At 57.1% G+C, this 12,150-nt stretch carries 5 protein-coding genes, 3 rRNA genes and 1 pseudogene; 3 read left to right on the top strand and 6 right to left on the bottom strand.

What is annotated here, in order from left to right; translation table 11 throughout:
* Positions 1-194 precede the first annotated feature (194 nt).
* The 3 genes and pseudogenes from IV454_RS12400 (at position 195) to IV454_RS32795 (ending at position 2,148) form a co-directional block, all read left to right on the top strand.
* Positions 195-473 (top strand): hypothetical protein, encoded by a 279-nt coding sequence (locus IV454_RS12400; RefSeq protein WP_206091694.1) that lies wholly within the window; start codon positions 195-197, stop codon positions 471-473.
* Positions 474-614: 141 nt separating this feature from the next.
* Positions 615-1,652, top strand: coding sequence for a DUF4401 domain-containing protein (locus tag IV454_RS12395; RefSeq protein WP_206091693.1), 1,038 nt, complete (start codon positions 615-617; stop codon positions 1,650-1,652).
* 70 nt (positions 1,653-1,722) lie between these two features.
* Positions 1,723-2,148: pseudogene (locus tag IV454_RS32795) on the top strand (GDYXXLXY domain-containing protein).
* Positions 2,149-2,346: 198 nt separating this feature from the next.
* On the opposite strand, the gene IV454_RS12380 reads toward IV454_RS32795, so the two are convergent.
* From IV454_RS12380 to IV454_RS12355, 6 genes are all read right to left on the bottom strand, one after another.
* Entirely contained in the window at positions 2,347-3,393 is a 1,047-nt protein-coding gene (locus tag IV454_RS12380) for a phosphodiester glycosidase family protein (RefSeq protein ID WP_206091690.1), read from the bottom strand.
* 247 nt (positions 3,394-3,640) lie between these two features.
* Positions 3,641-3,753: ribosomal RNA gene (gene rrf / locus IV454_RS12375) — 5S ribosomal RNA — on the bottom strand.
* Between the two features lie 149 nt (positions 3,754-3,902).
* Positions 3,903-6,793, bottom strand: a 23S ribosomal RNA gene (locus tag IV454_RS12370).
* Positions 6,794-7,087: 294 nt separating this feature from the next.
* Positions 7,088-8,618 (bottom strand): 16S ribosomal RNA (locus tag IV454_RS12365).
* The 16S, 23S and 5S rRNA genes sit together here, the layout of an rRNA operon.
* Before the next feature lie 436 nt (positions 8,619-9,054).
* A complete protein-coding gene (locus tag IV454_RS12360) occupies positions 9,055-10,290 on the bottom strand; it encodes a N,N-dimethylformamidase beta subunit family domain-containing protein (RefSeq protein WP_229522206.1) in 1,236 nt (411 codons plus the stop codon).
* Entirely contained in the window at positions 10,235-12,136 is a 1,902-nt protein-coding gene (locus tag IV454_RS12355; RefSeq protein ID WP_229522205.1) for a carbamoyltransferase family protein, read from the bottom strand. The genes IV454_RS12360 and IV454_RS12355 overlap by 56 nt, the downstream gene beginning before the upstream one ends.
* Positions 12,137-12,150: the final 14 nt, after the last annotated feature.

The raw sequence follows: 12,150 nt of genomic DNA, 5'->3' as shown, positions 1-12,150 counted from the left end.
CGTCAACCCCTTCTTTGCTACCGCGTCTCTTTCGAGGCGCCCCCAACTGCCTGCTAACTAATTGATTTCGTTAACCCTTTCAGCGGGGAGGCGAACTATAGCAAAGGCCCCGATCGCTTGGCAAGCCCTTTTTGATACAAAGCCGGTAAACTCAGCCGCAATTCCAAAATCTGCTCTATCAAGCTGCTGCATGCATGGGCGCACTTGCCCTTGCGGCGCTGCTTAGTCCCCTATGTGCGCGATGGACCGGCGCCGGCCTCCTGTCGATGCGGGTGAGCGTTGCGCTGGCGGTGATCAGCGTCGCGCTGATCGGGATTGCCGGCTTGGCGAACAGTGAGGTAAGCGCACAATATTGGCCAGCTTTGCTGACGTTGGCCGCGACCGCTGCCGCGTTTTCGTCGCATCGCTTGTTCGATGTGTTTTCGTTGTGTGGCATCGGACTTGCCCTGAATGTACTGCTGATTGGCTTATAGGCCCATCCTCCTCGCCGATCACGAGAACTGGTCTATTCCCAGCCTGTTGGTGCTTGGCCTGGTAGCCGCGGGCTTGCTTGCCGCAACGGTCAGCATCGTTCTCGCTCTGTCCAAGCGCGGCCCGGTGCGCGGAGGTGCACAATGAAACGGTCATTCAATGAGATTATCGCCGACGCAACGGCGGCCGGCATTCTTCCGTCCTTCGCGGCCGCCTCTATTCAGCATCAAGGGTATCGCCCCTGGCCCGTCGTATTGTTGACGGCGCTGGGAGCGTGGTTGGCGGCCATTCCACTGATGGGAATCGTCTTTTTGTCATGCGGCGATCTTCTGGGCCGCGACAGCCGCACGCTGTATCCGGTTTCGCTCGTTATCTGCGGCGTCGCAGTGGCGATTTTGCGCCGCGCTTCCCTCCCCTTGTTTATCGAACAGCTGGCAATTCGAGCATTGCTGGCCGGCGCGGCGGGCATGAGTGCGGCTTTTTACATCGACAAGTCCATTGGCAATGGCTCGGTCGGCGTCGCGCTATTGGCCATCATCCTGGCTGTGCTTATTCCCCGCAATTGGCTGCGCGTTCTGCTGGGCGCGATTTCATGCGCATTCATCATGACGGCTATCGTCACGCTTGCATCCAATCGCGATCGCGATGGATTCTGGATGGTGGTGCATGGTGCGATGGGAATCTGGCTGCTCACCGACTTCGTCCAGCGACAACGTCTTCGTAGCGTGCTGGTGGACAGAGTGGCGACAGGGTGGGTACTCACTATCGTAGCAGGCCTCGCGCTGTGGACAGGAATGACCTTCCTGGCCGGCGCCGCCATCCATATCGGTTCCGCCAGCACGATGGCTCCGCTGTCGCAACCACTGGCATCCTTTGCCCGGTATGTGTCGGCGGTGCTGACGCTTGGCGCGGCTGCCTGGCTGGCTATGCGCTGGGCGGCGTTACGCAAGCCGTGGTATGCGTGTGCGGCTGCGGTATTCACGGGACTGGCGGTGCTGATGCCGTCGCTCGGCGCGGTGCTGACGATTCTCGCTGTAAGCGCGAGCAGCGGGCGCTCGGGCATCGCGACGGCTGCGGGCGCCGCGGCGGCGCGGATTATTGGCGCGCTGTATTACCAGCTGGTGTATCCGCTTGCGACCAAGGCGCTCATCCTGATCGGCCCGGCGCGCTGTTCACCTTGATCGCCTGGCTTGCAATTCGCGATGGCGCACCGGTAGTCCGTGACGGCAAGGCGGCCCCCGCTCCGAAAGAATCTGGGACCGGGCGGATAGGCATTGCGCTGACGGCGGTCCGCTGCTGGTGGAACTGGCGCCCGTCGATCCGCGTTCGCTCATGCAGGGCGATTACAGGCGCTTGAATTTCAAATTGCCGCAGGAAGTATCGCAATTAGACGATGGCGTGACGGGAAGCGCGCGATGGAAAGTCGCCGGCAAGGCGAACGAGAAGGGAATCGTGGAGCTGACCCGGCTCCACGACCGCAAGCCGCTTGCCCCTGGTGAGATCATGATCTAACTTACCCCTCGCCACGGTGGCCATACCCTGGTGACCGATGCCTGGTATTTCCAGGAAGGGGAAGGAAAACGCTGGGAAGCGGCGAAGTACGGGGAGTTCCGTGTCGATGACAATGGAAAGGCACTCCTGGTCGGCATGCGCGAAGCAAATCTTGAAGTTCTCTGATATGAGAGCCGGTCGGTCCTGCCAATGATCGGCTCGATATGGACAGATCCGGGCTAGCCTGGCATCGCCGCGTCGTTTCGGACAATGCCAGGCGCAGTAAGACACGCGCGGCGCGCGCGGCCCAGCAATCAATAGAAGAAGAATGCGCCCGGCAGATCATGTCATCCGTAAGCGGCGCGGCTCGCGCGTGTCGACGTGCTAGTTGGTCTTCCGTTCCACGGTCAGGACAACAGCCATCGCCCAGGTCGCGCTACTCAATGGCCATCTGAGCAGCTTGACCTGATCGCCTTCGACCTGCGCCTCCCACAAGGCGTAAAGCTTTCGATTAAAACCGGGCAAACGCACGCTCTGGCAAGCCAGTGGTCCGCCATCAAGGTTAAGCGCGACCTTCAGATCGAGCGGCGACTCCTTTAGAAATTGGGCCAAGCGGGCCAACGAGAAAAATGCGTCCTTGGTAGTACCGACGATGATGCGCCCCTGCCTGTCTTGAGCAACGAAACTGCGGTTGGCCAGCCACCGGCTGTTGCTGCTCACATGGGTCTGTCCGTCGTCTCCGATGAGGAGTGGGTAGGAGACCATTGCATTGCTAGCCCCATCGAGCGCCTGCTGCCAGTTTCCGTCGCGCAGGTCCCTGACGCCGGCACCGTTCTTGTCGGCGACAAAAGTGCCGGCGCGGGCGTTGTAACGGCGCGGGCCCATCACCGTTTCCTCGCTGATGAAGGGCGTATCGGGCAAACCTTTCAGACCATAGAAGCTGCCGTTAACGATCAATAGCGCTTGCGGCAATACGCGCTCCCATTCATCGATGCCCTTGTCGCCGTCCGGAGCATTGCGCACGATAAAGCGATACTGCGACGGATCGATACGCGCCAGCAGGATACGGTCGACCTCACGGCCGCCGACCATGACCGGCAGCTCGGCCACTTCAAATCCTTTCTCGCGTTCCTGCCAGTTCATCGGGCCGGACGTTGCAGCAGGTACCGGCACCGTGAGAGCAAGGCGCATCGCTGGCGACAGGCGTGGATCGTCGGTCTTGACATTGACCCAGTAGGTTCCGCCGCGGCGCCACAGTACATTGAAGCCATAAGCCCCGTTGCGCTCCCACACCCACCAGCAAGCACCCGCCGCCGCGAGCAGCAACAGCGCAAAGCCGGCCATGAGACGACGTTTCAGGATCATTCGTCCCGCTTTTTTTAGTGGTGCGGACAACTTTCGCGCGGCCTGCGTGCCCTGTTTCTTATTCATTATTTCCTCCATCAGCAGATTTGCCGGTGCAAGGAAGATAAACTTTCAGTGTGAAGCACGGATGAAGTAATGGTGAAGTCTGGCTGGAATATGCATCCAGTATTTGAAACAGTGATCGGCCGCTGGTTTAATGAGCGTTGAGGGAGAAATGTAGAGGTCTAAAACTGCGGACGAAAAAAAACCCCGGTTTGCACTAAGCGCGATCTTGAGCGCGCTTAGGCTTACCGGGGTCTTTCTCTTATAACTAGCCTGACGATAACCTACTTTCACACTGGTTGCAGCACTATCATCGGCGTAAAATCGTTTCACGGTCCTGTTCGGGATGGGAAGGGGTGGTACCGATTTACTATGGTCATCAGGCATAACTTGTACAGCTTGGTGCTCCCGACCGGGCAGCACTAGCTTGAATCTGGAAGAAGTATCGTTTTATTGTATTACTTTGGGTAGTGACTGTGCGTATCGCACAAAACACAACGCGCATTTCTTATCTCTGTACCTGCTAAGGTTATAGGGACAAGCCGTACGGGCAATTAGTATCAGTTAGCTTAATGCATTACTGCACTTCCACACCTGACCTATCAACGTCCTGGTCTCGAACGACCCTTTAAAGAGCTCAAGGCTCTGGGAAATCTCATCTCAAGGCAAGTTTCCCGCTTAGATGCTTTCAGCGGTTATCTCTTCCAGACTTAGCTACCCGGCAATGCCACTGGCGTGACAACCGGTACACCAGAGGTCTGTCCACTCCGGTCCTCTCGTACTAGGAGCAGCCCCCTTCAAATTTCCAACGCCCACGGCAGATAGGGACCAAACTGTCTCACGACGTTTTAAACCCAGCTCACGTACCACTTTAAATGGCGAACAGCCATACCCTTGGGACCGGCTACAGCCCCAGGATGTGATGAGCCGACATCGAGGTGCCAAACTCCCCCGTCGATATGAACTCTTGGGAGGAATCAGCCTGTTATCCCCAGAGTACCTTTTATCCGTTGAGCGATGGCCCTTCCATACAGAACCACCGGATCACTATGTCCTACTTTCGTACCTGCTCGACTTGTCAGTCTCGCAGTTAAGCACGCTTATGCCATTGCACTATCAACACGATGTCCGACCGTATCTAGCGTACCTTCGAACTCCTCCGTTACACTTTAGGAGGAGACCGCCCCAGTCAAACTGCCTACCATGCACTGTCCCCGATCCGGATAACGGACCAAGGTTAGAACCTCAAACAAACCAGGGTGGTATTTCAAGGATGGCTCCACGAAGACTGGCGTCCCCGCTTCAAAGCCTCCCACCTATCCTACACAGATTGGTTCAAAGTCCAATGCAAAGCTACAGTAAAGGTTCATGGGGTCTTTCCGTCTAGCCGCGGGTAGATTGCATCATCACAAACATTTCAACTTCGCTGAGTCTCGGGAGGAGACAGTGTGGCCATCGTTACGCCATTCGTGCAGGTCGGAACTTACCCGACAAGGAATTTCGCTACCTTAGGACCGTTATAGTTACGGCCGCCGTTTACTGGGACTTCAATCAAGAGCTTGCACCCCATCATTTAATCTTCCAGCACCGGGCAGGCGTCACACCCTATACGTCCACTTTCGTGTTTGCAGAGTGCTGTGTTTTTATTAAACAGTCGCAGCCACCAGTTTATTGCAACCCTTTCACCCTCATGGAGTAAACCAATCAAGCTACCGGGGCGTACCTTTTCCCGAAGTTACGGTACCAATTTGCCGAGTTCCTTCTCCCGAGTTCTCTCAAGCGCCTTAGAATACTCATCTCGCCCACCTGTGTCGGTTTGCGGTACGGTCTCGTATGACTGAAGCTTAGAGGCTTTTCTTGGAACCACTTCCGATTGCTTCAGAACCTAAGTTCCTCGTCTCGACCCCTTGAATTGCGCGCCCGGATTTGCCTAAGCGCCTTCTATGAGTCAAAAACCAACACTTCCAACCGTTGGACAACCTTCCGCGATCCGTCCCCCCATCGCATCATACGACGGTGCAGGAATATTAACCTGCTTCCCATCAGCTACGCATCTCTGCCTCGCCTTAGGGGCCGACTCACCCTGCTCCGATGAACGTTGAACAGGAAACCTTGGGCTTACGGCGTGGGAGCTTTTCACTCCCATTATCGCTACTCATGTCAGCATTCGCACTTCTGATACCTCCAGCATCCTTTACAAGACACCTTCGCAGGCTTACAGAACGCTCTCCTACCATATAGATCAAGATACAAGTATCGAGAAATATATCCGCAGCTTCGGTGACTGGCTTAGCCCCGTTACATCTTCCGCGCAGGACGACTCGATCAGTGAGCTATTACGCTTTCTTTAAATGATGGCTGCTTCTAAGCCAACATCCTGACTGTTTTAGCCTTCCCACTTCGTTTTCCACTTAGCCAATCTTTGGGACCTTAGCTGGCGGTCTGGGTTGTTTCCCTCTTGACGCCGGACGTTAGCACCCGACGTCTGTCTCCCAAGCTCGCACTCATCGGTATTCGGAGTTTGCAATGGTTTGGTAATTCGCAATGAACCCCTAGCCATAACAGTGCTCTACCCCCGATGGTGATACTTGAGGCACTACCTAAATAGTTTTCGGAGAGAACCAGCTATTTCCAAGTTTGTTTAGCCTTTCACCCCTACCCACAGCTCATCCCCTAATTTTTCAACATTAGTGGGTTCGGACCTCCAGGGCGTGTTACCGCACCTTCATCCTGGCCATGAGTAGATCACTTGGTTTCGGGTCTACACCCAGCGACTGTCGCCCTGTTCGGACTCGATTTCTCTACGGCTTCCCTATACGGTTAACCTTGCCACTGAATGTAAGTCGCTGACCCATTATACAAAAGGTACGCAGTCACGGAACAAGTCCGCTCCTACTGTTTGTATGCACACGGTTTCAGGATCTATTTCACTCCCCTTCCGGGGTTCTTTTCGCCTTTCCCTCACGGTACTGGTTCACTATCGGTCGATTACGAGTATTTAGCCTTGGAGGATGGTCCCCCCATATTCAGACAGGATTTCTCGTGTCCCGCCCTACTTGTCGCACGCTTAGTTCCACACATCGAATTTCGTATAAGGGGCTATCACCCTCTATGGCACCAATTTCCAGTGGTTTCTACTATCCGTCATGCTAAAACGTGCAGGCTCATCCCATTTCGCTCGCCACTACTTTGGGAATCTCGGTTGATTTATTTTCCTGCAGCTACTTAGATGTTTCAGTTCGCCGCGTTCGCTTTGCATACCTATGTATTCAGTATGCAATGACCTAAAAGGCCGGGTTTCCCCATTCGGAAATCTGCGGATCAAAGCTTGTTTGCTAGCTCCCCGCAGCTTATCGCAAGCTACTACGTCCTTCATCGCCTGTAATCGCCAAGGCATCCACCATGTGCACTTATTCGCTTGTCCCTATAACGTTAGCCTCTGATCCAAAGATCAAAGAGCGTTACAGAGATAAGAAAGTACAGCGTTGTTGCTTTGTTTTGATACATACAATCACTACCCATCGTCTGACCTGTCGGTCAAACGATTAAAACTTTACTTCTTCCAGATTGTTAAAGAACGAAACAGCTTTTAATCTCTGAAAGATCAAACCTAAGCAACGATGCTTAGGTTTGCGCTTTCAAACGCTGTTCTTCTTGATTGACAGTCGATAAGTGTGGACGCTTGATGAATCGGCTCTATAGCCTGATGCAACTCTAGAAAGGAGGTGATCCAGCCGCACCTTCCGATACGGCTACCTTGTTACGACTTCACCCCAGTCACGAATCCTACCGTGGTAAGCGCCCCCCTTGCGGTTAAGCTACCTACTTCTGGTAAAACCCGCTCCCATGGTGTGACGGGCGGTGTGTACAAGACCCGGGAACGTATTCACCGCGACATGCTGATCCGCGATTACTAGCGATTCCAACTTCATGTAGTCGAGTTGCAGACTACAATCCGGACTACGATACACTTTCTGGGATTAGCTCCCCCTCGCGGGTTGGCGGCCCTCTGTATGTACCATTGTATGACGTGTGAAGCCCTACCCATAAGGGCCATGAGGACTTGACGTCATCCCCACCTTCCTCCGGTTTGTCACCGGCAGTCTCATTAGAGTGCTCTTTCGTAGCAACTAATGACAAGGGTTGCGCTCGTTGCGGGACTTAACCCAACATCTCACGACACGAGCTGACGACAGCCATGCAGCACCTGTGTTACGGTTCTCTTTCGAGCACACCTCGATCTCTCGTGGCTTCCGTACATGTCAAGGGTAGGTAAGGTTTTTCGCGTTGCATCGAATTAATCCACATCATCCACCGCTTGTGCGGGTCCCCGTCAATTCCTTTGAGTTTTAATCTTGCGACCGTACTCCCCAGGCGGTCTACTTCACGCGTTAGCTGCGTTACCAAGTTAATTAAAACCCGACAACTAGTAGACATCGTTTAGGGCGTGGACTACCAGGGTATCTAATCCTGTTTGCTCCCCACGCTTTCGTGCATGAGCGTCAATCTTGACCCAGGGGGCTGCCTTCGCCATCGGTGTTCCTCCACATCTCTACGCATTTCACTGCTACACGTGGAATTCTACCCCCCTCTGCCAGATTCTAGCCTTGCAGTCTCCATCGCAATTCCCAGGTTGAGCCCGGGGATTTCACGACAGACTTACAAAACCGCCTGCGCACGCTTTACGCCCAGTAATTCCGATTAACGCTTGCACCCTACGTATTACCGCGGCTGCTGGCACGTAGTTAGCCGGTGCTTATTCTTCAGGTACCGTCATTAGCAAGGGATATTAGCCCTCACCGTTTCTTCCCTGACAAAAGAGCTTTACAACCCGAAGGCCTTCTTCACTCACGCGGCATTGCTGGATCAGGCTTTCGCCCATTGTCCAAAATTCCCCACTGCTGCCTCCCGTAGGAGTCTGGACCGTGTCTCAGTTCCAGTGTGGCTGGTCGTCCTCTCAGACCAGCTACTGATCGATGCCTTGGTAGGCCTTTACCCCACCAACTAGCTAATCAGATATCGGCCGCTCCAGGAGCATGAGGTTCTTGCGAATCCCCCACTTTCATCCTTAGATCGTATGCGGTATTAGCGTAACTTTCGCTACGTTATCCCCCACTCCAGGGTACGTTCCGATATATTACTCACCCGTTCGCCACTCGCCGCCAGGTTGCCCCGCGCTGCCGTTCGACTTGCATGTGTAAGGCATGCCGCCAGCGTTCAATCTGAGCCAGGATCAAACTCTTCAGTTCAATCTCTGTTTAATGTCCTTGCGGACAGATCGCTCACTCAAAATACTGACAGGCCACTTCTTGCGAAGCGCCTATATTTCTTCTTTGTGAACATTTGATAATTTAAGTATTCAACGTCGCTTACGCTTCGTTGGCACCTTCATCAAACGCCCACACTTATCGACTGTTAATTGTTAAAGAACTTATTCTGCACTACTTCTGCCGTTTGCTACGAAGCGTTGTGTTCGTTGCAGCAGAGAGGTGAGATTATGCAGCGTTTCGCGTTTCTCGTCAACCTCTTTTTTACTACCGCGCCTCCTTGGAGACGGCCCCAACTGCTTGCTAACTACTTGATTTCGTTAACCCTTTCAGCGGGGAGGCGAACTATAGCAAACCCTCCGCCGGCTTGGCAAGGCGTTTTATGAAGCCCACTGTTGAACACCTACTTTCGCAACGCTTACAGCGTCGTCAGATGCGCCAAAACGTTACGCGTGATGCGCACCACAACCGCATTGTTCCCGGAAGCAAGCACCTGTGCCCAATCTGTCGTGCCTGTGGTGAAAACTGCTCCCTTGCGCGTATGGATGCCCATCGTGGCCGCATGCACTCCTTCTCTTGCCGCAAAACCGGAACGCGCCGGGAGCTCCTGCCAACCCTCGCCCAGCATGTTCGCCGCCAGAAGGACAAAGCTGGCCGGGGTTCCATTGCTGCCGGCCTGCGTTGCCAGCCTGACGACCCCATCAGCCCCGTCCATATACGCAAGCTGCGCGCCATCGCACTCGTAGCCAACCAGGGGTGGCGACGACACCGCGTCGAACACATCGCCGTTCTTCATCCCCGTTCCGGAAAAAACCCAATGACCCGCTTGCTGAACCACGTAGCCTTGGGTGGACCGCGGACCATCCCACCAGCCACCTCCATGCCGGTAGCTCACGCCGGCGAGCGCATCCTCAGGCCGGCCTGCTCCCGTGACCGGCCACCAATGATCGCGCGCGCCGTACGGTCCACCCTGAAGACAAACAATCGCGCCCCCCTCGTCCACATAATGGATGCGCCTCCAGCACACGTTCGCCGCGAAGAAAGCGACATTGCCCCCGCTGCCGATAAAGTCCTCGACATGGTCGCGTGCATCTTCGCTCCAGTATTCGTCGTGTCCCACGCTGAGCAGCAAGCGATATCCACGCGCCAGCAAGCCCACGTCGTGATGGATATCCGAGTTGAGACAGAAATCCGCGCTGTACCCTTCCCCTGCGAGCCAGCGGATGAACGGCGCGTCCCAATGAGCGAATGTTTGCCGGGCAGAGCCTTCATCGTAATAGTCGGGCGCACCCCAGGGCTCGCCGCCAATCCCGCCACCCGGGCGCAACAGCGACAAGCGGGTTCCTGGCGGCGACCTCGAACGCGGCGGATTCGCGTAAAGGCATCCCCCGCCGCTATAGTTATAGGCGTGGAAGGTCGCCAGCGGTATCTTGTAGAGCACGTCCGCGCCACCACGCCCCCTGACAACGAACAGCGCGGCCGCACTGCTCAGGGCGATGTCGAACGGCGGCCCGCCCTCATCCTCCAGGTAGGCGATATACACCGATGAAGGCCATGCGAGAGGAATCGCAAACTCATAGCGGGGCCAGTGCCAGTCCTCATCGGCGCCCCTGGCCGGCGCGAAACGGCCGGAATGCCACTCCGAACGCAACATCAGCTCCGCCCCGTCCCACCAGCGGTAAAACCATACCCTGAAGCGCGCGGCATCGGTCGACACATGCAGCGCCAGCCGCTCCCCCGGAACCACACTGGCGCGCGCGGGATAGCCGCGTATCACGGCCGCTCCAGTACATCGCCGCGCAACAGCCCCTCCCCCTCCCGCTTTCGCAGAGATACGGCGGCATGGCCAGCGCATGGATTGGCGTGGCGCGGAAGGTCGCCACCGCTTCCGCGGGCGTTTCGACGATCGGTTCCTCCCTGCGATTAAAGGAAGTATTGAGCAGCACCGGCACGCCGGTACGCGACGCGAACTCGCGCAGCAGGCTGCGCAGGAATGGATCGTCATCCGGTCCCACCGTTTGAAGGCGGGCCGTGCAGTCCACGTGCGTCACCGCCGGAATGAGCCGCGCCGCCCGCTGGCGCACGGGAGCGGCATACTGCATGAACGGCACCGGCCGGCACACATCGAAAAACTCCTCGGCCCGTTCAAGCAGCACCACCGGCGCCAGCGGTCTGAACCATTCTCGCTGCTTGATCCGGGCATTAATAGCGTCGCGCATAGCGCCGAAACGCGGGTCGCCGAGGATGCTGCGGTGCCCGAGCGCACGCGGGCCGAATTCGCTGCGGCCCTGGTACAGCGCCACCACGCGCGCCTCGCACAGCAGGTCAACCATGCGCGCGCACATGGCAGGCCGATCGTCGATGCGGTCGACCAGCAGGTCCGCGCAACTCTGCGCCGCCGCGTCGATCAGGTCCGGCACCGGTTCCGGACCCAGATAATCACTCGTCCAGCGAAAATCACAGGGCGCACCGCCCAGCTCGGCCACCCCGTACAAGGCGCAGCCGATGGCCGTGCCCGCGTCGCCGGGCGCCGGTGGAATGAATACGCGGCGAAACGGCGTCTCGCGCAGCAAACGCTCGTTGGCCGAGCAATTGAGCCCGGTACCACCCGCAAAACACAGCTTGCGCGCGCCGGTGCGGGCATGCAGCCAACGCGCCACCTCCAGCAACGCCTCTTCAAACGCCCGTTGCCCGGCCGCGGCGAGATTGACGATATCGGCAAAGCGCGCATCGTCCGCCCCGCCATAGCGAAAGCGGCCGCGTTTGGCAAACAGCTCGCGCCAGCGCGCCGGAATCGTCACCCGCCCGTCTTGCACATCGAGCGGCGGCAAGCGCAGCGCCGTCGCCTTGCCATGCGGTGCCAGGCCCATGACCTTGCCTTCGTTCCCCTCCCCGGGAAACATCGCCTGCGTCAGCAGAAAATAGAACATGCCCAGCCCCACGGGCTGGCGCTCGTCGCGGTTCCACAGCTGCTTGCCGAGACATTCCACCCGCTGCCGGTCGGCGCGGTAGAACGATGCCACCTCGCACCAGTCGCCCGGCACGCCGGCGGCGCCCGCCCAGGTTTCGGTCAGGTCGGCCATGCGGCTGCCCTGGCCGTCGATGACCATGACGGCCGCATCCTCGAAAGGGGAAGGATGAAAGGCACTATAGACATGCGAGAGGTGATGCGAGACGCGCGCGCGCCGGCAACCGGGCGCCAGCGCCAAGGTAGCCGCCAGCTCGCGTTCGTACTCGGCCACCCGGGCAAACTCGGCGTCGCAGGAGTAGCACTCGACCAGGATATCGATGGGCTTATCGAGTCCGGGCAGGCGCGGCCGGTAAATATTGCGCACGTCGTCCAGCCGGCCCCAGTGGTGCTTGTGCCGCGTCAGGCGCTCTTTCTGGATCGCCCACACCAGCTCGGCCCCATGCATCAGGCAAATACTTGCATCCTGCGTCCGGTTAATGCCGAGAACAACAGGCACGCCCTGGTCTTGCGTCACTGACTGCTTCCACATGATGCCGCCTCCGC

The organism is Massilia antarctica (assembly GCF_015689335.1).
GTDB lineage: Bacteria > Pseudomonadota > Gammaproteobacteria > Burkholderiales > Burkholderiaceae_D > Telluria_A > Telluria_A antarctica.
The sequence above is the reverse complement of the archived record's forward strand: the minus strand, read 5'-3'. Positions and strand labels throughout refer to the sequence as shown.